This window comes from Cupriavidus sp. Agwp_2 (assembly GCF_040784895.1).
Classification (GTDB): Bacteria; Pseudomonadota; Gammaproteobacteria; order Burkholderiales; family Burkholderiaceae; genus Cupriavidus.
The window spans coordinates 445,380-468,681 of sequence record NZ_CP088084.1; the positions used below are offsets into that span (position 1 = coordinate 445,380).

The window sequence follows — 23,302 nt, forward strand, 5'->3', positions numbered from 1 at the left end:
CCAGAACTCCATGCCAGTCGATACTTCTTCGAGAGCGATGCATTACGACCGTACAGGTGCGCAGCGAATCATCGAGGCTTACCGTGAGATCTTTCCTCGCATTACCCCGGAGTTAGCGAGCTACTGGGATACCGCGCGGACGCGTCCATGGTCATACCTAACGTCGGATTTCCATCGGGCAACGCTCGAAAAGTACGAGTCCTTCAGTACAACCGTGGAGAAACTCGATACCGAGGTGCAGAACGGCCGCGCCATATCGGCGCCGGCGCTGGCCGCCCGCATGGTAGCGCTCTGCAGGCAGCACGACCTTGGCTTTAGCTTCGGCATCAGTCCCTGGACGGACCACGCTCTGCATCGCACTTACGGCAAAGCCCCGGTGCGCCGCCTGGTGATCATCGTGGGCCACGACTGGTATCCGATCGTGCCCAAGCGTGAGGGTAAGCCACACAGGCTGAACTGGCCCATGCGGCAGGATGGCCTGCATCTCTTGCCAGACAACGACGAGTCCGTCGCAAGGCGCTATTTCGCCGCCGTGACCGAGCCCCTATTGTCCGGGAAACTGGGCACGCTCCTGTTCGTCAACATCTACCCGGACTACCGCGCGCCCGATGAACGCGTCACTGGCCCTGTGAAAGCGGGCTACGCTGGCTGTCTGAACGGCTTCGAGGCGTTACTGGCCGGTACGCGCCCGCATTACCACCCTGACGACGTAACGATCATGTCCTGGGGAGACTCGCCCTGGCGACTGTTGAGACAACGCACGCGGGTCCACCGGCCGGGGGGAATCATGGCCATCACCGAGCAGTTAGCTGGCGGAATCCTGGAATTTCAATCCGGTGGCCACGCATATCAGTATCTGCCATTCGCCCATCCCAGCGAAGCACGCAATGCCCACATCGCCTTCCATCTGGATCATCAACGTTTGGGGTTCGCGAGATTGGGATTTGGAAGCCCCATGGCCACCCCTGTGAATGGCTGTCTAAAACCGGCACTAAACGGCGGCGCGGCTTAAAGATGCGGAGCAACTCCTGCATTGCAGGATTGTCTCGAGGTCTTCTGATTCGATATTGAAGGTGGCCACCGGGCGCGTCGGAGCGAGCCCGTAGGGCGAGTGCAGACGCGCCCGGTGATGGGCATTCCGCAAGGTGGTGACGTCGCAGTGGGGATGCGGTAAAAAGGTTGGCTTTACCGCCGAAAAGAAACAGGCACGACACCGGTCCAAACCGCCAAGTTCATCCCGATGTCGTGCCCCACTCGTGCCAAGGGCGCGCGTGCCGAGCCAGTATGGCACGGCTCGTCCATCCCGTCGAGGCCGTTTCGGCATGACTGGGGGATCGCCGATGCCGGCCACGGGCCGCCTCTTTGTGTGCGCCCATTGCCGGGCGCAGGTCGTTGTTTGCCGCCGCTGCGACCGCGGTCAGATCTACTGCAATGGCGGCTGCTCGCAAGCAGCGCGTCGCGCCAGCCTGCGCGAGGCCGCTCAGCGCTATCAACGCAGCCGCCGCGGCCGCTTGGCGCACGCGGAGCGGATGCGCCGCTACCGCTGTCGCCAAAAGAAAGTGACGCATCAGGGTTCCGCCGCGCAGGCCGCCGATGCTCTACTGCCGCTGACCTTGACGACGCCGGCCAGAGCACCGGCGCCCGCTGGCGCCTCAACACCGGTGCCTGAGCATTGCCACTTCTGCCGTTGCACATATTCGGGCTTTGTCCGCCTCGGACCACTGCGTCGTCGGGTCTTCCGTGATGTTCGTACGACTGACCGCACAGGACACGACCCATGACCATTGGAGTAGAACTTGAAGCCCAGATCCTGCGTTACTACCACGTCGAGAAATGGCGCGCCGGCACCATCGCGCGCCAGTTGCATGTGCACCGCGACACCGTCCAGCGTGTGCTGGCGCAGGCCGGCCTGCCCAGGATTGGCAGCGTGCAGCGGCCGTCGCAGATCGACGCCTACCTGCCATTCATCCATGAGACGTTGAAGAAGTTCCCGTCGCTCACGGCCAGCCGCCTGTATGCGATGGTGACCGAACGCGGCTACCGCGGGAGCCAGCACCACTTCCGGCACATGATCGCGCTGCACCGGCCGCGCCCACAGCCGGAAGCCTATCTGCGTCTGCGTACCTTGCCGGGCGAACAAGGGCAAGTCGATTGGGGTCACTTCGGCCATCTGCAGATCGGCCGCGCACGCCGGCCGCTGATGGCCTTCGTGATGGTGCTGTCATGGTCGCGGCAGATCTATCTGCGCTTCTACCTTGATGCACGCATGGACAGCTTCCTGGCCGGCCATGCCGGTGCCTTCGAAGCCTGGTCCGGCCTTCCCAGGGTCCTGCTCTACGACAACCTGAAGAGTGCCGTGCTGGAACGCCAGGGCGATGCGATCCGTTTCCATCCGACACTGCTCGCGTTCGCGGCGCATCACCGCTACGAGCCCCGGCCGGTTGCCGTCGCCCGTGGCAACGAGAAGGGGCGCGTCGAGCGCGCCATCCGCTATGTACGCGAGAGCTTCTTCGCCGGACGCACCGTGACCGACCTCGATGAGCTCAACGCCCAAGCCGCCCATTGGTGTGCGGGACTTGCGGCCGATCGTCCCTGCCGGGAAGAACCGACGATCAGCGTACGCGAGGCGTTCTCCCGCGAGCAGCCCAGCCTGCTCGCCTTGCCGGAGAATCCCTATCCATGCGAACTGCAACTGGCTGTCAAGGTCGGCAAGACACCGTATGTGCGCTTCGATCTGAATGACTACACGATATGCGCAAGCCAGGAACGATTTCATGATACTCGCAGGCTGTGTTAAAGCGGACACCCGCACAAACACAGCAGAGGATCTGCACGATGACGGCAAGACGAACGACCATCCGGCAACTGCCGCTGACCGAGGTCGTTGACCGCGACACACCCGGCGCGACGCCGGTCAGTATCACCACCCCCGAGGGCGGCACCATCTATCACACGGTCCCGCTCGCGGACCCCGACACCGGCAGGCGACGCGACGCCCGCGCGCAGTGGATCGCAGGCACCTTCCCTCTCTTTCCTGTTGTTCGACTCGCTGATGGTGCGCCGTGGGCTGAGGCGAACCTCTGGCTCATCGATATGATGGAGTCGAAGTCGTCGCCCAACATGCTGACGTTCGCCAGCATCTCAGACGACCTGGTGGCATTCCGTCGCTATCTGGATGACGAGGGCGTCGACTGGCTGACGTTCCCCGCGAACAAGCGGCAACGTCCAACCTACCGCTACAGCGCCTCGATCAGGCTGGCCGTGCAGGCAGCCGAACTGTCTCCGGGCGTCGCCAGGCGTCGTATGGGCGCCGTAGTGCGCTTCTATCGCTGGCTCATGAGCGAGGCAGGCTTCAAGCCCGCGAACGCGCCGTGGGTCGAATCTGGCCGTTTCATCGAGTTCAGGGACCAGAAAGGCTTCAGCAGCGCGATCGAGGTCAAGACCACCGACCTGGCGATAAGTGGTCGGCGCGCCGAAGACCCGTGGGACGATCACATTCAGGACGGCGGTCGCTTGCGCCCGCTCCCATCTTCCGAGCAGTCGGTGCTACTTGAATCGTTAGCCGCTCTCGACAACACCGAGATGACGCTCATTCATCTGTTCGCGCTGTTGACGGGCGCTCGCATCCAGACTGTACTGACCGTGCGCGCGAAACACGTAATGCGCAAGCCGGGCGAGTTTCACGGTGACGACATCCGTCTCGCCTGCGGGCCGGGTACCGGCATCGACACGAAGGGCGGTGTCAAGGGCGTGTTGCACCTGCCGCGCGTTTTCTACGAACGGCTGTACATCTACGTGCACAGCGATCGCGCGCGCAAGCGTCGTCAACTGGAAGACGGCGGCGATCACCCCGACCGGCCGCTTTTTCTAAGCCATCGCGGTGCGTCACTCTACGAGGACCGCGGGTCGCGCGACCCGGTCAGCACTGGCCCGCAGGTGCGTCGCCACGTCAAGACCGGGCAGGCCGTGCGCCAGTTCATCAGGGACGAACTCTTGCCCATGATGCGCGTGCGGCTCGACAACCCCAGGTACGAGTTCAGCTTCCACGACCTGCGTGCCACTTTCGGGCTGAACATGGTCGACTCGATGACAGCGAATGAGACGAAGTACACGCGGGCGCTCGATCAGTTGCGGCAGTTGATGTGGCACGTACAACCGTCTACGACCGAGCGCTACCTCGCTTACCGCGAGAATCGCAAGCTGTTCGACGCAGTGCAGGATGGCTGGGGTGCGCACCTGTCGACGCTGGTCACCCGCACCCTCGACACTACGGTGGCACCATGAGCCGACAGTACGAGGAAGTACACATGCCGCTCGCGGAGGGCACGCTGCTTCTGCATCCCGAGCGCGTGCTGCTCAGGTGGGAAGGCATGAGCAGACGTTCCGATATCGGCCAGATCTGCTATCTGGCGCGTGACACGTCAAGCCGGCAGCGCACACGACGCACTTTCGACCAAACAAGCTTCTGCAGCGAACGCGCCAGGGTCGTGCGTCTGCTGGTGACCCAGCTTTCCGGGCGTATGGCCCCTGGCACGAGGCGCCCGGAGACGATCGCCATGTATTTGCGCGTCGTGCTTGAGTTCGTCAACTGGGCCGACAGGCAGGGCTTGCATCAGGTGCTCTGTGACGAGAAGGCTACGGCGGAGGCGGTTCATCGTTACTTCCGTGAGAAGCGCGAACAGGTCTCGCTGGGCAACCTGAAGCGCAATTCCGTCGGCACCAATCAGCGTTATCTGTTGTCGATGCTACGTGAGTTATTCCGAAACGATGACTTCTGCGCCGATGAGAGGGCGCTACGCCGTCAACTGGATGCTTCTGTGCCTACCGCTGTCCCTGATGCCGAGGCACAGGCCGCCCTGCTAGCTTGGGCTGACGCGCTCTTCAGCGATATCAGCACGCTGGTGCTCGACTTCAAGCCGTACCCGTGGCGAGTGAGCACGGCGCGAGGCGAGAGTCTTTGCCTTGTTCCGCACAGACATCACCATCGTGAAGGCGACACCTCTCACGGCCCGGCTGGCTGGAATCTGGAAACGGGGGAGCCGCGCACCCGGGAAGAACTCATAACGCGCATGGCTAAGGCTGGCTCTAAAGATCCTCTTAAGCGTTCACGGGATGTCGCCTGGTTTTCGGCTAAACATCTCGCGGCGGCGAACAAGGACGCACAGTCACCGATCCGTCGCTCACACGCTTCGATGGCGGTCCTTTGCTTTGCCGCGCTGTTTCTGGCCGAAACGGGCGTCAACCCCGCACAACTGCTGGCCATGAAGTGGAGCCCGGAGCTTGCCGCGAGCCTGCAGGATGCGTCGGTTGCACGTCAGAAGTTTCGTGAGGTCAAGTATCGTGCAGGCGGGAGGGACGTTACATTCACCGTCTCGCTGGGCTTCATGCCGAAGCTCAAGGCGTATCTGGCATTGCGCGAGTATCTGGTGCAGGACGCAGACTGCGACGCGTTGTTTATGGTCGTCGGGTGTTCTGCACAGAGACGACAGCTAGTGTGTCTCTCACCCCAGTTTCTGGTTCAGCTTCACCGTCGACTCGACACATTCGGGATCGTGCTGCCTCGCATCAGCGCGCGTCAATGGCGTGCGGCGAAACAGGATTGGGCGGTGAGCAACCACGGCCCCGTCATCGCAGCCAGGCTGATGGGGCACTCGCTGGACACGGCGCTGCGCTCGTACTCGAACGGCACGGATGCCGCGCACAAGGCTGAGATGGGCGCGTTCCTCGCTTCGGTCGAGAAGACCGTGCTCAAGCCCGGCAACGACCCGGCGGGCAGCATCAGGAGCGCGGTGGGCGTCTGCATCGAGTTCCACAAGCCTGCACCGATCGCGGACCTGATCAGCGTACAGCCTGACTGCCGTTCGACCGAAGGATGTCTCTTCTGCAACCAGTACCGCGTGCACGCCGACGCCACCGACATCCGCAAGCTGCTGAGCTGCCGTCACTGCGTCAGGCTCGTGAGCGGGCGTGCTGACTCGATCGAGCAGTACGACAGCTCGTTCGGCGCCGTGCTGCGGCGCGTTGACTTCCTGCTGGATGAACTGCGTAAGCGCGACGCCGCGCTGGTCGATCAGATCGAGCAGGACGTTGATATCAAAGGCAATCTTGACGCTTTCTGGTCGGCCAAGCTCGACCAGCTCTACGAATTGGGGGTGGCATGAACAACACGCTGATCGCGCCGATCGCTGAGTGCCCCGACTGGTATCGGGTCGAAGACGATACGGTGGTCACGCGCGACAAGGCCGGGAACGCTGTTTCGCTGTTTGGTGACGACGCCTGGGACATCCAGGCATATACGATCGGACTGCGTCGCACCCACGTTCATTTCAGGGGGCACCTGCCTGACGGCGCGAGTCGCACCCTTTCAGAGGCAACTACGCGTCAGTGGAAGCAGGTGATGTACTTTCAGATGCACGAAGCGACTGATACGGTACCGGCGTCCGGTACGCTTCACGCTCGTTCAAATCACCTGAGGGCGTTCACGTTCTTTGCCGCCGCACGTCAGCTTACGCTCTACGAGGGCCTGTCCACTGTCGCTGTTGTTCTGGACTATGCGGCGCAAACCGGGATGGAGACGAAGGCCCAGATTCTTCATTCGATTCTGGTAAAGCTTCACCGTCTGGGCGTCGCGACCACAGGGCTGCGCGTACCGCTGGCCAAACTGCACAAGCCTCTACTCGAACGCTTCGCACAACGTGCTGGATACTCGCAACACCCTGTCATCCCGACGCGGATCTACCAGCACTTCCTGTCGGCCTGTGAGCATGACCTCAGCATCGCAGAGGGCGTCGCTGACATGCTGTCGGACTACCTCGCACGCAGGTACTCTGCTGAGAGGCCGGGCGTCTCTGTGGAACTGGCAAGGACTGCTTTGCACTTCGGGTGCAAGGACTCCCCTTACGTTGTACCGTTTCTTGTAGCGGCGATCGGCGCGCTATGCCAGCTTGTCATCCTGTCATTCACCGGCATGCGTGCGGCAGAAGCAGAGAACCTGCCGTACGACTGCCTGAGCGAGACCCGTCTGGATGGCGTGACGCACTACACGATCGAGGGCATCACGACCAAGCTATCGGGCGGTCGTCCCAGGCGCGCATGCTGGGTGACCAGCCCGATCGCTGCTCGTGCCGTCAGGCTCGCGCAACGGCTGTCGGGCGAGGCACACCGTGCGCACGGCGCGCAGGGCTACGCCGAATCGACGGACGGCTCGCACCTGCTGTTCTGCCGGATGGGGCTGCGTTTGGGGTACGTAGCAAACCGGGCGGCGAGTACCGTGCATAACGATATCGAAGCCTTTCGTGAGCGCGTCTTCCCGACGATCACGGTCGAGGACATCGCTGAACTAAAGCGTGTCGACATGCACCGCGCGTGGGAAGACGAGCCGAAGTACGCGGTCGGGCAGCAGTGGCCGTTCACGCGCCATCAGCTTCGCCGTACCCTGGCCCTCTATGCCCATCGGAGCGGACTCGTGACGCTGCCGACCCTCAAGCGTCAGCTGCAGCACGTCACGCAGGAGATGAGCATGTACTACGCTCGTGGCTCGGCATTTGCTAAGGGCTTCATCGACACCGACAAGACTCACTTCGCGAAGGAATGGGCCGGGGCACAGGGCCTGTCCGAGTACCTTGCGTACGCCGAGCAGGTGCTGTTCTCTGACGAGCGACTGTTCGGCGGGCACGCAGCATGGACACAGAGCCGTGCCGTGCAGGCGTCGCCTGTGTCGGTCTACTCGCGCGAGCAGACGATGAGGATGTTCGTGAAGGGCGAGCTGGCGTACCGCGAGACGGTGCTGGGCGGCTGCGCCAGTGTCGAGCAGTGCAAGTCGATGCCGCTCGACTGGATGCGTCTGGATTGCCTTGAATCGGACTGCCGTAACCTCGTGGTCGTGCCATCGAAGCTTCGGCGCGTGATCAAGGCGCAGCAGGTTACGGTCGAGAAGCTGTACGCCGTCGATGAGACGAGCGTCGAATACCGTATCGAGGCACAGACGCTGCAACGACTGCTTGACGCGCAGGAGAAACTGATCAAACCGGAGGCAGCATGAGCGACGCCATGACCGACTACTACGCCGCCCTTGAGCGGCTGAAGAAGCGCAAGGGTGCGCGGATCAACAACGACACCGTGGCGATCGAGGCGGGCCGCAAGAAGGGCAGCATCAAAAAGTCGCGCCCGCAGTTCACCGAACTGATCGCAGCGATCGACGCGGCCAACGCAGAGGCCGGGCGCCCGAAGCTCGAACTGACCGAGCGTCTGAACCGCGCGAAGGGCGACGCGAAGGATCTGCAGGGACAGCTTGACGAATCGCTGGCTCGTGAACTCGCACTGCTGCGTCAGGTGTTCAGCCTGCGCAAGGAACTGGTCGCGCTGCGTGGCGGTAGCGTCCTGCCCCTGCAGCCACGCTAGATTGGTGCGGGCGTCCCCGCTCGAAACGGGCGCCTGCCCTGCGCTGCTTCGCCTGCGTCGACCTGATGTTCGGGAAGGTTCCCGGTACGGCCCACCCCGCGTGGTGACGCATCAAATCCAATCATGGTTCCGTGACACCTCTGAACGGGTCAAGGGCGGGCGAAGCCCGGCGAAGTGAACCCTTGACACGCGATGGTTTGACACGCTCCAGCATGGTCGGACGCCCGGCTGTATTGGGCTTCCGACCATGCGAAACTTGCGGCGGAAGATGGACACCCCGATGGTCGTACTGTCCACTTTTTCAGCTGATCTGATGGACACGCCGTAGACTGCTGATACCAGCCTTTTCAAGGCTCCTGCTGATGTCCATTGTTTTTCTCTTGCGCATAACACGATCCCGCATACGCATGTGCGACGCACGCTCACGGTGCGGGCCAGTCCCCGGCAGGTACGCATCCTCGATGGCACGGAACTGCTCGCCACTCATGAGCGCAGTTACGATCGCGGCGCGCAGATAGAGATTGCCGCGCACATCAATGCCTTGGTCGAACGCAAACGCGAAGCCCGCCACCATCGCGGACTTGACCATCTGGCTCGGGCGGCGCCGGCCAGCCAGGCGCTGCTGCAGCGCGCAGCGGAACGGGGCGGCAATCTGGGCAACATCACCACCCACCTGCTGCGGCTGCTCGACCGCTATGGCGCCGCTGAATTGCAAGCGGCGATCGAGGAAATCCTCGCCAGCGATGCGGCGCCTCACCAGAATCCGGTGCGCCTGGCGCTGGAGCGCCGGCGCGAGGCGCGCCAGGCACCGCCGCCCGTGGGTATCCATCTACCTGAACACGTCCGGCACAAGGACAAGCTGGTGATACCCCACCGCCTCGACATCTACGATCAGCTCACGGGAGATGCCAATGAACACGCCTGAGAACCTGCAAAGCCGTGCGAACGCCTTGCGCCTGCATGGGCTACTGGCACACTGGCCGGAGGTCGCCGACGCCGGCTGGGTGGCGCCGCTGCTGCAATGGGAAGAAGAGGAGCGCTCGCGCCGCTCGCTGGAGCGACGCATCCGGGATGCCCGACTGGGCAACTTCAAGCCCTTGTGCGACTTCGACTGGGCCTGGCCGACGCGCTGCGACCGGGCCGCCGTCGAAGAATTGATGTCGCTGGAGTTCGTCAAGGACTCGGCCAACGTCGTGCTGATCGGCCCGAACGGCGTCGGCAAATCGACCCTGGCGCTGAATCTGGCCTATCAGGCGCTCGTCCAAGGGCACACAGCGCTGTTCACCACCGCCGGCCAGATGCTCGGCGAGCTGGCCGCCCTCGACAGCGATTCGGCCTTGCGTCGACGCCTGCACCGCTATGCCTCGCCGGACGTTCTGGTCATCGACGAGGTCGGCTACCTGTCGTACTCGAACCGACATGCCGATCTGCTGTTCGAGCTCATCAGTCGCCGATATGGCGCCACCAGTACGGTGGTTACAACAAACAGACCATTCGCCGAATGGTCGGAGGTGTTCCCGAACGCCGCCTGCGTCGTCTCGCTGGTTGACCGACTGGTGCATCGTGCCGAAGTCATCGCGATCGAGGGCGAGTCGTATCGCGTCAAGGAAGCGCGTGAGCGGGCCGATCAGCGAGCAAAGAAACGCAGCGTGGCCCGGGCGGAGAAAAAGCCATCATGACGCATCTGCACCTGCCTTCAGGAATCACCAACGGGCTGGACTTCCTGATCCCAGACAACTGGTCCCCAGAACAGGCCCTCGCCGTCGTCGAACTCATCGACGATCTACGCGAGCGAATCTGCGCGCACTACCAGCTCGCACTGCATGACCTGCTGCGTGAGCAGCGCTCGCCCCCCGAGAAAAGCCTCGACGATCCGTTCTAGCCTGCACCATCCAACCCAAACAGCAAGGGGCCGCATGCGGCCCCTTGCTGTTGACCTTCTGACCCAACCATACGCCGCCATTTACTGTCGCTTTTACACCGCCGTCAACAACCCCCGCGCCGCGCGAACGCCCGGTTCGCTGGGGCCGACGGCCGCCCCTGACTTTCACCACTGCCTAGTACACTGCGTCAGTTAAATGGCACCGGGCGAATTCGCCGAGTTGGGTCGTTGTACTTCCACTTGATGGGTGCCGGATTCTCGTTGTGCTGACGGATATAGCGCATCAGCTTCCGGTCCAGGTCCTTCACGGAAGTAAAGATGCCGCGACTAATTACGTCACGCTGGATACGGGAGAACCAATTCTCCACCTGGTTCAGCCACGACGAATAGGTGGGCGTGAAGTGCATGTGCACGTGCCGATAGGCCCGCAGGAATTCCTGGACGCGCGACGTCTTGTGGCTGCTCACGTTGTCACAGATCACATGGATTTCCTGACCCTCGGGCTGATGGGCCACGATATCGGTCAGAAACGCCACGAACTGCTCGCTGGTGTGGCGCGCCGCAGTCTTGCCTAGCACTTCTCCGGTGGCCGTGTTTAACGCGGCAAACAGGCTCAAGGTGCCGTTGCGCTTGTACTCGAATCCATGGCTTTCGGCACGCCCAGGAGACAGCGGCAACATGCGGTCTTTGCGGTCCAATGCCTGGATCGCGGTCTTCTCATCCACGCAGAACACCACCGCATGCGCCGGCGGGTTCAGGTACAAGCCAATGACGTCGGCAGCCTTGGTCTCGAAGTCCGGATCGTTGGAGATCATGTGCTGCGCCATTCGATGGGGGCGCAGACCATGTTTGCGCCAGATACGTTGCACGGTCGAGACCGACACGTTGCCCAACTCTGCGGCCAGCTTGTAACTACTCCAATGCGTGGAGCCGTCGGCTGGCTTGCGCTTGAGCGTGGTGTTCAACACACGCGCCTCAAGCTTCTCCGGCGCGCGCGCGGGGGCTCTGCCGGGATGGCGTGCATACAGGCCCGCCAGCCGCTCGGCCAGAAACCGACGCGACCAACGCGCGATAAAGCGCGAATCGCAACCGAGCCGCTGCATGATCGCCTCGCGCGATTCCCCGTCTTCGAGCATCAGGATCAACCTGGCCCGACGCACATCCCCCACACGCACCGTCTGGCTGCGCGTGGCTGCCAACAATTGCTCTCGTTCGAGCTCGTCCAAGTTCATCTTTCCCATGCATCCATCATAGATGGAAGGGGTGCTATTTCAAAGACGCAGTGGACTAGTGCGATTCCGAACATTGGGTGCGAACGAACCACACGTTGCTTCAAGGCATCGCTTGGCACCCCAACCTCATTGAGGGCGTTTCCCGACTCAACGACTAAATAGTGAGCACAAGCGGACGCTGAAGTTGCAACCCCCAGCGACCTTGCTGGGGCCGTTTCGGTGGCGGAAGTTAAGCCGTCGCGGATGTTTTGAGCGCTGGTGGCTCGAACGCCTGCTGTGCTATAGGCGTTGGAGCACCAACGTGTCGCCGTCGGCGATCTCAATCGATAGCTGATCTCCTTCCCTCCAGTCAAGGGACTCGACTAGCTCTGCAGACAACGAAATCATGAGATCCCCGCTCCCGTCTGCAGCAGCAATAGCGGTAACGCGCTCAGAAGCCGCTTCTTGTTCCTGACGCACCAAGTACCTCAGAAGAATGGTGCGCAAGGTCGCATCGTCATCCGGAAGTGCAAGCCACGTTGCGCAATTGTCGTCGGAATACTCTGCCCAAGCCGAGACTACCTCCTCGTCGGCCTTCTGGAGTTCAGCGTCATTCAGGCACCTGACCATACGGTCAACCGCTTTGGCGTGTTGCTCCAGGAGGTACTGGCGTTCTGTGGGACGGAGTTTCATATTTGCAGAGCCTCCCTAACGGACAACAAGCACCGGCACTTCAACGCCTGGTGCTCAAGTGCTTATACGGCCAATCTGCAGAGCCAGACCCATAAGACAGGCAATGTCCAGGTGCCTACCTTCCAACGGTACCTATGTGTGCATCAACCCACTTGGAGGCCGGAATTGGCATCCCGGGCTGCCATGGTTTCACCACGACACTGGCCTCATTACCGATAGTCCATACCGCTCATTTGCGTTGCTGTCGCATTCTTTTGCTTTCGCGGGCCACATGGTTCGTTGTGGCGTCGAATTTTTCGGCGTAGCCGAACCGCCGGAAATGCTCGATCACGAAGTCCACAAACGCACGTGTCTTCCCTGGTAATAGCCGTCGGGATGCGTAGTAGAGCGAGATCATTCCCGCGTCGGCGTGCCATTCCGGAAGCAGGCGGACCAGCCGGCCTTCCGCAAGGTCCGTCAGGACGTCCGGCACCGCAAGCATCGCCACGCCCAGCCCGACCCTCGTGGCTTCGCGCATGGATGCGGGATCGTTCATCACAATGTCCTCGTTCACCGCCGCCGTAGCCTGCGCGCCGTTCGGGCCTTGCATGGTCCATTTCCGAATACGGCCTGTCGCAATGCTTCGCATTACAACGCCTCGCAGGCTCCCCAGTTCATCGGGATGGTCAGGCAGCGCCCCAGCGTTGCGCAGATAGTCGGGAGACGCGACCGCGACGATATGAGCCGGCGCCAGGGCGCGCGCGACAATTCCGGCGGACAGTTCAAAGCCGCCGCCGATCGCCAGGTCATATCCCTCATGCACGAGATCGACCTGCCGGCTCTCGAAATGCCATTCCGGCCGCACACGCGGATAGCGCCGCAGGAACTCCGGCAGCAAGGGCAGGATATAGGCCGGACCCACCGTGGGGCTAAGGCTTACCTTCAGCACGCCCGCGGGTTCGGCCGCGCCTGAGGCGGTCTCCTCGATCGCCGACTGCAGCGTGTCCAGACTGCCGCCGGCGCCAGGTGCTGACGGGAACGCGCACAGTGGTGGACGACAAGATCACTGTATGAGCGCGATTACTTCAACCCCGCGGATTTTGAACGTCAATTCGCAGGATGGGAGTCTGAATGAACCGGGAGCAGATGGGCTGGGATCGGGCACTTTCAGCATAGGGTGCCTAGCTGCACCGGAACATCGGAATATCATCGACCAGAGAGCCCACCGGCGTGACTAGCTCGAGCTGGCCAAGGGGCGTCATTGGACGAAAGTGACATTTGGCGCATATTGAGCGCCGTTCACCACTCCGAGCGCCGCTCCAGCTGGTATTCGAGGCCGTCGATCTTCTTGTCCTTCCACAGCCCGAATACGTCAGCCCCAAGCCCCAGCTTTCGCTGCGAAATGTACGTCTTGACGGCATCGCGGATGACAGCGGCCCGTGAACGATGCTCGGCCTCCGCTATTGCCGCTAATTCCTCTATTTGCGTATCAGGTAAATCGATCAAGATTCGGCCCACATCTGTCTCCGATTGCGCAATATGCACGATATACCACACTGCAAGCGTCTTCAAACTTGGCTCCCCGTATCGCTGCCGCGACGGTACTAAAGAGCTTCTCAACTTGAGCGGTTAGTGCAACACCATCTTTCACCAAAGTCGGAACCGTGATTTCGATTCTGCGGTGATCATGCCTTTTCCTTCGATCAACGGAGGGTGCGCGGCCTACCTCGTCCTTACGTGCCCGTCACGCAATATAGACCTGCTCCGTCCACACCGAGACGTTACCCACGCCGGTGAGGTGTACCAACCCCTGAGCAGCGTCGTTCAACAACTGCTCTTCCATTGTAAGATTCCGTTGGTGGATTGTTTCTGGTTACGACGGCCGGAATGGCGTCGAGGAGGCCCTCAATCGACTTGCAAGCGCGGGGCGTTCAAGTTGCAGCATCCTAAGTGCGGCCAGCCTTGATACACCTGTATGCGTCGGCCCGAGAATGATTTGGTGCACAATATTGTCAAGACCGAAGTCATCGCCGGTGACTCCGTCGATCGGCGCCAACTTGAGCTTCAGCTTCGGATGCACTCCGTCTGCGCCAATGTGGTAGCCGAACATGGCGGAAAGACGCCCCGCCGAATCTCTATCTCTGAAATAGACGACCCGCCACTCCTTCTCTTCCTCAAATCCGCGATGCTTCGAGAACAAGGCGAACTGCTTTAAGCGCTCGAAGAACGCCGCTGCGGCCATTGGGGCACCGTCCTTTCGCACCTGTTGCCGCTTCAATTCCGCGGCGAGAACATCAAGCCTTTCACTTATCCATGCCCTTCGCTCTTCGGCGGTGCCATAATCGACGGGGGCGATGATGAATGGTGACTGTTCGTTTGCATTGATCTTCTTTGTATCAATCACGATGGCTGCGCCACTACCATTTCCACCGTACCCGCGCCACATCGATAGGCGACCATCGACATCCTTGGCCTCATCATGCTTCGAAAAGCAAACGACATACGTGTCAAACGCGTGCTCACTCTCAAACCGCCGGTAGCAAGTCGATAGGCTTTCGATGAACTCCGCATAGTAGCCGTGCTCTTCGCAAGTCGCCCGGAGGAGCGCATGCGATTCCGCCGCGCGCATGCCCTCACTCAACCCGTACCGCATCTCCTCGTAGTCATTCATGTTGAGAGGATTGGAGAACCAAAGCTCCGCTCCCTTCACGATATTGACCAAGTTTGCCACCGACGTATAGTGGGCGAGCAACGGCTGCGCCACAGGAAAGTGCTTGTCCTCGTCCACATCGCCCCACAGTGCGGGCACGAGCGCGTTGTATAACTCTGTCCCTTGCATATCGTTCTTTTCCGCGTCACATCAGTTCGAACGGGGACAGCACGCCAGCGAGCCCAGCATGACCATCGTCGACTAACCACAGTGTTGGTTGATTCGCTTGCGCACCGCTGAGGAGGTCAGACACCTCGTCCTCCGGCCCCACCACGTGCGCCGTAAGGAGGTCGAGAGCATTGTTCTCCAAGCCCGCAGCGTCTTGAATAGATATGCCCAGGGCCAACTTCCTGTCATCATGTCGTCGCAAGAATTTCGCCATGGATACCTCTGGAACCAGCTTCCAATCGCCGATCTTGACAGGGAGGAACGTGAACGAATGCATCAGCATCAGCTGGCGAGCGTATGCAACTGGCTGCCAGGGATGCACGATGATGGGTGACCGGACCATGTAGTCCTTGACCTTCGTTCGTACCAACTGTTGCTCTTTCATCAAGGCCTCCTCCAAACCTATGCACAATTCAATCGCTGCGGTGGTGACATGTCGCGCGTATATGCCGGCGTGCATGGCGTCGTTGCGCGCGATTTGCACGGTTTTGTATAGGGCATCAAAGCGAGAGAACAGTTGCGGAAATCGGTGAGGCATTTCGCTGAATGCAACAGAGTCTTCCGCTAATGCTCGTATCCGGTGGAAGTATTGATTCATCGTCGCCTCCCTTCCATCCAGGCGAAGACCTATTGCCTCCACAGCGAAACAGATCTCGCTGAACGCCTCGGCGTCTGCCAAAGCTGCATAGCGCGATGCGCGCAAGCGGTCGCGATAGTGGAGGCGCTCTTCCCACTGAAGTGTTTTCATTTCGCTGCTTTACAGGTGTTCCGGCGGTTCGCCATGCATCGCTAGCAGAACATTGGCCCGGTCGGCGTCTTGACTACGGGACCCTGCGGCCTCCCGCGGAACGTTGATCGCAAGTCTAGGCGAATCCGCAAGAGTCAGTGCCGGCATGGCGTCTCCAGCCCATTTCAGACTTTGAACTTCGGCCCGACAGACGCACGCGCCGTGTACTTCTCGAGCATCGTGAAAGAGTCGCTCTTGTACGCGTCAATCCATACATGGACCATGGCATCACACCTACCCGCGACGATTTCCTTTAAGGACGCACCATTGTAGGCAACCCCCGGGCGCAGCTTTTCGTTCACCTCGGAATCCGGGTTAAGGACCGCAATCACTCACCGTCTTCGTGGCTGCCATGCGCGCTGCCGACCAATAACACAGGCTTTGGTACCCCATCGACGTTCAGTGTAAACAGCCCCTTGAAGCGACCGCCATGGTCAGTGTGCTTCAGTGCGCCGAGGAAGATGTCAGTGGCAGCGTTCATCAGACGTTCGAGCACCGTGCCATTGTTTGCCGCTAAACTCATCGATTCCCTCATTTTCGGTGGTGACTCAGCTGTAACGACGGCGCGCAACTTCGGGTAAAGCGCCCGCCGTGTTCGCTGACTATCGCACGGCTTCCGCCACGCCCGTATCAGCGATGCGGGGCCTATCGTCGTTGTGATTTCGATTGCTTTTTCGATCAAATTGAAGCCGGCGCGGCCCCGAGGCGCCGTAGTAGCGCAGCAACTTCTTCAATGCCAAACATCTCTTCTGCAGGTGGCTCTACGCCGCGCATGGTCGCAACAGACAACGTCGCGCTGCGTGCGGCCACGCGCTCGCGCCAGAGCGCCTGGAGTCCCGCTACGAGCAGCGCACTGGTGGGCTCACCAAGCAATGCTGCCAGATCAAGGTCGCCGATCTCGACACCCACCTCCGTCCCAGTCGCCTGAGGGACGCCGCGGACGTAACGCTCGGCCTCCTCCGCGCTTGCGAGGACCGCGCCGCCTGCCTTGTACTCGGGTCCATATCGACGCGCTGACCAGGTCCCATCAGGGCGAGCAGTGACCTCTCCCAAAAACTGACCAGCCTGGTCCTGGATGGGATATGTCTGCAAAGGATGCTCCCTGATTGCAGTCGCAGTCGCGATGAACTTCAGCATGTTCTGTGCTTGCCGTTCGGTAATCTCGCCTTTAGCCAGGGCTGCGTTGATCGCCCCTACATCATTGCCGAATCTCAGTTCAGACAAGCGTTTCGCATTGGCCTTCGGCATGTTAGCTTCTTCGCATCTCAGGGGTTCTTCGTTGTGCGCCGACCTCGAACGGCGCAGCCACGCAGCGGGGCCATTCGACATTACGATCATAGATAGCCATCTGGGTCTTAGGGCTCGAGTCGTTCAATAGCTTGTTTCGCAAGCCAAGATTCCAGCTTACGGTGAAATCGCCCAAAGCCAACAGCGGCCGCGACCGACGCAACCAGTACCACATAAAAAGCATACGACGAAACACTGTGCGAGGCGTATGCAAAAGAAATCAGGAGCAATCCGCCGGCAGATGCATTGATCAGACGTAGCGGGATACGCACATGTTCGTAAAAACCATACGACTTCTCCCCCAAGAACAAGAAGTACTCGTTAATAAACGCGGAAAGAAGAAAAAGTGGAATTGCGATGCAGGAACAGATGACGCTGGCTACCGCATCATTCGTCCTGAGTTGAGTTTGTACCATGGTCAGTGCAATTGCGACGCATACGCCGGCAGCACCGAGGCTCGCGCTCCGGTTGATCGAAAACTGATCATGGGAATGTTCCGCAGCAAATGCTTTCAATACCGCATCTTCGTTTGAAGCGGCTTCCATACGCCCCGCCTTGGCCAGCGATGAGTCCATTGCTCGTTCCTAATGCCTCGCCTGAAGCTGCAAATGCGCCCCGTTCCAATACCTGACGTCGAGGTGCACGCGGTGGATTCCTCCCCTCTGCGCAATAGCATGGGCCACCCTCTGCCAGCTATCGCTAAGTTCCGGCGTCAGGCCGATTACCGTTTTCCAGCGTGGCAACGTTAGGTCAAGATTGGCCTCCAGCGCGTCGTGCTTCAGACCAGCCGCGACGTGGCTATCTAGCGGCACTTCCATCCACGCCTCCACCCGGTCAAGGCGATATGCTTCACACATGAAACGGTTGTAGGCACAGTTGCGCAGAAAGATGTTGACGAACTTTCGCGCGCTCCCCCAATGCTGTGCGTCCGCCGGGAGACGTTCGATCAATGCGTCGGTCAACTCATCCAGTCGTCGGCGATAGGCCTGCGGGGAGTTCGCCTTGATGGACCTCAGGTCGCACGCCTGCAGGAAGGACCTCGCTGCTTGAATCGTCCCGACAGGCCCCATTCCACGGGCAGTCGAAGCGCCAATCGCTGTTCTGCCTAAACGCTCCTGGAGAAGCCTGAGCATGTTCTTATCCATTCTCGCATTTCCTATTGCTCTCACAACGGGTATGACAATCGGGCCCGAGCCATTTGACCGCATTGCTACCCTCTTTTCCGGCTCCTGAACGATCGCTGGTGAAGGAGGAAACTTGCTCATGCATGATGTCGGACCAGTAGACATTTCGCCGGCAGCCCTGTCGAAAGACCGCCGCCGGGTCCCCTGTCATTTACACCCTATCGAGGCGACCCCGAATCTGAACTTGAATTGTGGTGCCACGCCAGAATCTCTTGGATGTATGCACGGCCCATCTCTGGCAAGCCCCGGGAGTCAGATGACTCACTCGGTAAGAGCCACTTGTCGAGCGTCCGCTTGGCCACGCTGAGGCGTGCCGCAAACTCTTCGCGCGTCATCCCGAGTTGGTTCATTGCCTCCCGCAGAAAATCCTGCTGGGCGGCTGGATAGCGTTTCTGCTTGGATCCCATTTATTCCAATTTATATTGGTCTAATTTTCCTGGTCACTTATATCCCCAGCGGGGATTATCGTCAACCCCTATAAATGAGGGAATCGAAGCTGGCGGACGCCTCCCGGAAGTCGCGAGCGGCCGCTGCGCTCTGACCGAGCACAATGATGAAGATGTGCCACCACATGGCGATCTTCTTGAACGAAACCAGGTAATCATGGGCTCTAGCGACCCGACTGAACTCGCGCAACAAGACGGCATTTACGGCGATACGCCGGATGACACCTTTGGCTTTTCGCCGCGATCTGTGTGCGTCAGAAAAAACAGAGTCCCCGCAGCCTAGGATGCTGCGGGGACTTATAGAATGCTGGGCCCCTGGGAGAGAGGCGTCAGCTGGCGCGATGGATGTCTCCGCTTACCCCGCCAAGCTCGGAAGCGCCCATCAGTCTCCAATGTACAAGGCGGTAGCTAACCGTGATGTTGCGCACGCATTACAAGATGGCAATCTAAATCGGGCGTAATCAACCAGGCTACGGGGGTACCGGCGTAGCGCGCTAGGTTTCGGCAGCATTGCAGTCAACGATATGCCACCCTCTTCCCTGAAAAGCCGCTAGATCGCCCTTGCCCAGGGTATCGCGTCGCATCGCCAAACACAGCATATGGGAAGGTCGGGTCATGGCAACGTAGTGCAATTTCAGACGTTCCTGTAGCGTCGGAGTTTCTGCCGTGTTGTCGCTCTTCGCTTCTGGCTTTTTTCCGGTGAGCCACGGAAGCAGCGCCTTCAGTTGGTGCGTCTTCTGAAAGGACTCGAGGACTAGCGTGGCGGTATGCGTCTCCCCTTTCACCCCGTGAATCGATGCGAGGCGAATCGACACTTTTGGATTCTTGTCAGGGTACTGAAATTGATTGACCAAACGTTTCGCGTCAGCACTCTCTTGGGCAGTCGACTCATCTGTCCATGCGAGAAACTGGAGGGCCGCCCCGTTGGTGATGGGGCCTCCCGTGACGCCAGCGGCTAAGGCAATCAACTTTGGGTGGATCGTGTCCTGCCATTGGTCCGCAGACACCTGACCTCTCTGTACGATGAGACTATCCAGAATCGTCAGATAGCTGCTGCGATCCCCGTCGCTGTTGAGTAGCGAGAGCAGGTGCCGATGAGCATGGCGGCCAGTCGGGATGGTTTGATCCGGACTTGAAAGCTCAATGAGCTTGAGCATTGCCTCCGCGCAATATCGCGTTACTGGATGGGTGCTTCGGGTTTCCTCCAGCTCCAGCCTTGCGCGCGCGAGAAACTGGAGAAACGAGGCTGGTTTGGGCTGACGGCCGGCGAGTTCGGGAAGGTAGTCAGGCGCATAGTGCCCCATGAACCGTGGCAAATGATCGTCTTTATCGGACCGATGCACTCCAGCGACCGCGGTGAACTCGCCTCTCGCGAGCGCCTCGTGATCAAAGGATTTGAGCAAATGGCGCGCATAGGCGGGAAGCACATCCAATACCGACGTGTCATCGAACAGAAAGAGCGTGTTCTTGCAGGTGGCGTGCTGGACTTTCGCTGGCGTCGGTCCCTGCCCAACAAGCGCTTGGGGGCGAACCCCCAGCGGCGCAGACACCAAGGCAATTTCGTTCCCAAATCGAAAACTATTCGGCAAATCGGCCTTTTGGGACCCCGGAAAGCAATCGGTTACGGCGCCGCCGGCACCTGATGCATGATAGATCGCCTGATTAGAATCACCGAAGCGTTGACGAATCACAGGATCCTCGCCGTCCACGAGCAGCCGGTGCAGAAATGCTGCTTGCAACTCACAATTATCTTGGACTTCGTCAATAAACACGAAGGGAAAGCGACGACGAATCGTGTGGATGACATGCGGGTGACGATCGAGCAATTCCGATGCCCAAATGAACATTTCATCAAAGCAATAGTACCCCGCCGCTGTCGACTCCTGGCAGGCGTCAAGCATGGCCTTGTATGTCGGCGTTGCACTGGAATACTCTTCCTTCGGCCCTCCCGTGTAATCCGGTCTGGTGTACGTCAGGGACCACCATCCCATACGCTTTTTGCCGAGACCGAGTCGAATGTTCCATGGGATCCGGCGCCACCGATCCTGCAGTGCAATGTCGGTATCAATCGCCCTGATGGGGAATCCCTTGGAACGCAGCCAAGGCACTGCCAGGAACTCATTCACGAACGAATGGATTGTGCCAACGAAGTGTGGGTGGCGCAGCAGGCGTACGCCGGCGCTTGATACGCTCAAGCGATCGCCAATTTCAGTTCTGGCGGCATTGGTATGCGATAGCACACAGATCCCATGGCGGCTCGATGTCCATCGGTTGGCGAGAATTGCCAGTTTCGCGACCAACAAGGTTGTCTTCCCGCTGCCAGGACAGGCCTCGACATCTAGCGTGTCCAGGGACCGCATGACGGTAAGCCGCGGATCCTCGCTCCCCTCGGCCGAGAAGGCGTTATCTGGCAACCCCATGATGGCACAGGCCCACGCGATTTCCGTATCGCTGATAGGGCTGAAGCTTGGCGCAATCGGTTCACGCATGATCGGCCCCCTGTGTCATCGCTGGGCAGCTCGCGTCGTCAAGCGCATTGTCAGCAGCCTTCGCCTCAGGCGTCGACGTAGGTAGCGGTTCAAACGGCTCCGTCACATGAGCGATCGCATCCCGGATATATTGAGGAAGGCGCCAAAGCAAACGATCCCGTTCCTTCTCGTCCCGCCGCACGCTCGACTCCAACAGTTCCGCCAAATACTGCGCGGCAATCGCCTTCGACACGCCCCCTGATCTGGCGAAGGGCTCGTACACGTGCGAGCAACGTTCCTCTTGCGACAGGCTAGCGATCTCCTCGTAGGCATGCAAAGCGACCCACATAACCCGAAATGGCGTCGCCTTCTTCTCGTTCAGCTTGTCATCGGCGTCGGCCAGGGCAGCCGCCAACCACAGTTCCTTCTCCAAGCCGAAGTACGCAAGATCGTACTCAAGCGTCCATTCGTCCGCCACGAAGGTGCGAACCTGCTGCTCCTGTGCTTTATCGCGGATCTTGTGCCGCCTCGATTCGAGCCCTCCCGGCAAGAAGTCGCTCTTTACCCTCCAGCGGCGCTTGGAACCGGGCAGCTTGGGGATGGTCGCGCCCGCCTCGATCTTCCCCACAATTTGCGGCGCACAATCGGGCATCACATCCATGTCGGTAATGCACGCGACCGGGACTTTCAGCTCGCGGCTAATGCCTGGATTCCGACGCATGAAGATCCGACCATAACGGCTGAGTCCGACACCCCCAACATTGACGACGGACACCCCAAACCGTTCGAAATCACGTCCCACAAGCCTGGCTAGCGTCGGAAGCAGGATGTTTTCCGCATCCCCCTCGACGATCACGACCCCACGGGCGAAGAACAGGTTTGCCTTCGTCACGTCAAGGAACCGTTGCAGGAAGCGGTAATCGGTTCTCTCCAGCTTGGTCTGGCCCTCGCCCATCGGATAGGCGCGACCGTCCCGTACGAGTACGAGGTTGTCCAGTTTCACGTGGGAAGCCAGATTCGGACTGTGCGTGGTCAGGATGACTTGAATTTGCTGGCCATCCGGCCGCACCTGAGATGCCTGATCCGCGAGGAAGCCCATCAGCCGCAGCTGACGTTGCGGATGCAAGTGAGCCTCCGGTTCCTCAATGATTAGCAGCGGAAAGCCATCCTCCTCCGTGCCTAGAAGCAGAAGCTCACAGGCCATAAACAGGACATTGTTCGAACCCAGGCCACGAGAGTGTGCGTCTTCCGACAGGTCGTTTGAGCCCAATGCGACTTCAAGCTTCTCGAGCAGCGTTCGCAACCGGGTACTGTCGTCGCGATGTCCGTTAATGCGGACGCGAGCATTCAGAGTATCCCCAGAGAAGGACAGATGCCTGAGATAGTCGTCGTTCAGCCGTTGGCGGGTCACTGTCACACCGCGCGACGTTTCGATTAGGTAATTCGTGTAGTCACCGACGCCTAATACGCTAAGATGTTCGGGCTTCAGCGTGTGGAGCGCCTGGACGTCAAACTCGACGCCGTCCTTGATCTCCTTTGTATGCTGCAGAATCTGCGATAGCCGGGACCCCCGCCCTGCCGACATCGCGCGTTCGGCGTCACGCAACGGCCGTAGATAGGTTGCCTGAAGCTGGAAGCGGGCTTCCGAGTCCAGTGAGGGGCCATCACCAATGGCTCCCGTCCGCCATTCCACCGGCAGGTATTTGCGCAATCCTGCCCCACCCTCCGTCCGCCGAGCAATCCACGTCACAATGAGACGCGGCTCGACAAGGCCGTCTTCGTGGTAGGTCAGATACTCGGCAAATGCGGCTCTGTCGCTTGGCGTCAACGCCGAAAACGTGAGCTGAATTCTGATGTCCTTGGCACGCGCCCCCGCGGGTGACTGATGAAAATCGGTACTATCCAGTCTCAGCGACTCCTGGTCTCGCGTGCCAATCACCAGACGTAACGCGTCGATGATGGCCGTCTTGCCAGCGTCATTTTCCCCGACCAAGGCTGTCAGGCCGGGGTTCAGCGACAGCTCAAAGGCGTCATCGCCCGCGCCAAACCGGCGAAAATTCTCGATATGGATCTTGGAGATATACACG

At 60.1% G+C, this 23,302-nt stretch carries 21 protein-coding genes and 1 pseudogene; 9 read left to right on the forward strand and 13 right to left on the reverse strand.

What is annotated here, in order from left to right:
* Positions 1-10: 10 nt before the first annotated feature.
* The 9 genes and pseudogenes from LPA45_RS19805 (at position 11) to LPA45_RS19845 (ending at position 10,282) form a co-directional block, all read left to right on the forward strand.
* A complete protein-coding gene (locus LPA45_RS19805; RefSeq protein WP_147316357.1) occupies positions 11-1,012 on the forward strand; it encodes a hypothetical protein in 1,002 nt (333 codons plus the stop codon).
* A 765-nt stretch (positions 1,013-1,777) separates the two neighbouring features.
* A pseudogene (gene istA, locus LPA45_RS19810) lies at positions 1,778-2,752 on the forward strand (IS21 family transposase); the annotation flags it as partial.
* A gap of 83 nt (positions 2,753-2,835) precedes the next feature.
* Positions 2,836-4,284, forward strand: a complete 1,449-nt coding sequence (locus tag LPA45_RS19815) for a site-specific integrase (protein WP_367395094.1) — start codon at positions 2,836-2,838, stop codon at positions 4,282-4,284.
* Positions 4,281-6,161, forward strand: coding sequence for an integrase (locus LPA45_RS19820; protein WP_367395095.1), 1,881 nt, complete (start codon positions 4,281-4,283; stop codon positions 6,159-6,161). Before LPA45_RS19815 ends, LPA45_RS19820 begins: the two co-directional genes overlap by 4 nt.
* Positions 6,158-8,041 carry an integrase gene (locus LPA45_RS19825; protein WP_367395096.1) on the forward strand — a complete coding sequence of 628 codons (1,884 nt, stop codon included), beginning with the start codon at positions 6,158-6,160 and terminating at the stop codon, positions 8,039-8,041. Before LPA45_RS19820 ends, LPA45_RS19825 begins: the two co-directional genes overlap by 4 nt.
* Positions 8,038-8,400: a hypothetical protein gene (locus LPA45_RS19830; RefSeq protein WP_367395097.1), complete on the forward strand. Its 363-nt coding sequence runs from the start codon at positions 8,038-8,040 to the stop codon at positions 8,398-8,400. Before LPA45_RS19825 ends, LPA45_RS19830 begins: the two co-directional genes overlap by 4 nt.
* 409 nt (positions 8,401-8,809) lie before the next feature.
* Positions 8,810-9,325 carry a hypothetical protein gene (locus LPA45_RS19835; RefSeq protein ID WP_367395098.1) on the forward strand — a complete coding sequence of 172 codons (516 nt, stop codon included), beginning with the start codon at positions 8,810-8,812 and terminating at the stop codon, positions 9,323-9,325.
* A complete protein-coding gene (gene istB / locus LPA45_RS19840) occupies positions 9,312-10,079 on the forward strand; it encodes an IS21-like element helper ATPase IstB (protein WP_062797542.1) in 768 nt (255 codons plus the stop codon). Before LPA45_RS19835 ends, istB begins: the two co-directional genes overlap by 14 nt.
* On the forward strand, positions 10,076-10,282 hold the full coding sequence (locus LPA45_RS19845; RefSeq protein WP_062797544.1) for a hypothetical protein: 207 nt from the start codon (positions 10,076-10,078) through the stop codon (positions 10,280-10,282). The genes istB and LPA45_RS19845 overlap by 4 nt, the downstream gene beginning before the upstream one ends.
* 188 nt (positions 10,283-10,470) lie before the next feature.
* Here LPA45_RS19845 and LPA45_RS19850 read toward each other — a convergent pair whose 3' ends face one another.
* From LPA45_RS19850 to LPA45_RS19910, 13 genes are all read right to left on the reverse strand, one after another.
* Positions 10,471-11,523, reverse strand: a complete 1,053-nt coding sequence (locus tag LPA45_RS19850; RefSeq protein ID WP_116324014.1) for an IS630 family transposase — start codon at positions 11,521-11,523, stop codon at positions 10,471-10,473.
* A 270-nt stretch (positions 11,524-11,793) separates the two neighbouring features.
* Positions 11,794-12,186 (reverse strand): hypothetical protein, encoded by a 393-nt coding sequence (locus tag LPA45_RS19855; RefSeq protein ID WP_116324086.1) that lies wholly within the window; start codon positions 12,184-12,186, stop codon positions 11,794-11,796.
* Positions 12,187-12,415: 229 nt separating this feature from the next.
* Positions 12,416-13,114, reverse strand: a complete 699-nt coding sequence (locus LPA45_RS19860) for a substrate binding domain-containing protein (RefSeq protein ID WP_367395099.1) — start codon at positions 13,112-13,114, stop codon at positions 12,416-12,418.
* Positions 13,115-13,464: 350 nt separating this feature from the next.
* Complete coding sequence (locus tag LPA45_RS19865) at positions 13,465-13,683, reverse strand: ribbon-helix-helix protein, CopG family (RefSeq protein ID WP_271816435.1); 219 nt, start codon at positions 13,681-13,683, stop codon at positions 13,465-13,467.
* Positions 13,684-14,038: 355 nt separating this feature from the next.
* Positions 14,039-15,004, reverse strand: coding sequence for a DUF2971 domain-containing protein (locus LPA45_RS19870; RefSeq protein ID WP_271816359.1), 966 nt, complete (start codon positions 15,002-15,004; stop codon positions 14,039-14,041).
* Positions 15,005-15,020: 16 nt separating this feature from the next.
* Entirely contained in the window at positions 15,021-15,791 is a 771-nt protein-coding gene (locus LPA45_RS19875; protein ID WP_271816356.1) for a hypothetical protein, read from the reverse strand.
* A 367-nt stretch (positions 15,792-16,158) separates the two neighbouring features.
* Positions 16,159-16,512, reverse strand: a complete 354-nt coding sequence (locus LPA45_RS19880; RefSeq protein WP_367395100.1) for a hypothetical protein — start codon at positions 16,510-16,512, stop codon at positions 16,159-16,161.
* The gene (locus LPA45_RS19885) at positions 16,509-17,078 is read right to left on the reverse strand and encodes a hypothetical protein (RefSeq protein ID WP_233528298.1); all 570 of its coding nucleotides are present in this window, start codon (positions 17,076-17,078) and stop codon (positions 16,509-16,511) included. Before LPA45_RS19885 ends, LPA45_RS19880 begins: the two co-directional genes overlap by 4 nt.
* 107 nt (positions 17,079-17,185) lie before the next feature.
* Positions 17,186-17,692 carry a hypothetical protein gene (locus tag LPA45_RS19890; protein ID WP_116322100.1) on the reverse strand — a complete coding sequence of 169 codons (507 nt, stop codon included), beginning with the start codon at positions 17,690-17,692 and terminating at the stop codon, positions 17,186-17,188.
* A gap of 9 nt (positions 17,693-17,701) precedes the next feature.
* Positions 17,702-18,262 carry a hypothetical protein gene (locus LPA45_RS19895; RefSeq protein WP_116322099.1) on the reverse strand — a complete coding sequence of 187 codons (561 nt, stop codon included), beginning with the start codon at positions 18,260-18,262 and terminating at the stop codon, positions 17,702-17,704.
* 197 nt (positions 18,263-18,459) lie between these two features.
* Entirely contained in the window at positions 18,460-18,708 is a 249-nt protein-coding gene (locus LPA45_RS19900) for a helix-turn-helix domain-containing protein (RefSeq protein ID WP_116322098.1), read from the reverse strand.
* Between the two features lie 533 nt (positions 18,709-19,241).
* Complete coding sequence (locus tag LPA45_RS19905) at positions 19,242-21,236, reverse strand: UvrD-helicase domain-containing protein (protein ID WP_116322097.1); 1,995 nt, start codon at positions 21,234-21,236, stop codon at positions 19,242-19,244.
* Positions 21,229-23,301 (reverse strand): ATP-dependent endonuclease, encoded by a 2,073-nt coding sequence (locus LPA45_RS19910; protein WP_116322096.1) that lies wholly within the window; start codon positions 23,299-23,301, stop codon positions 21,229-21,231. Before LPA45_RS19910 ends, LPA45_RS19905 begins: the two co-directional genes overlap by 8 nt.
* Between the last annotated feature and the right edge of the window lies 1 nt (position 23,302).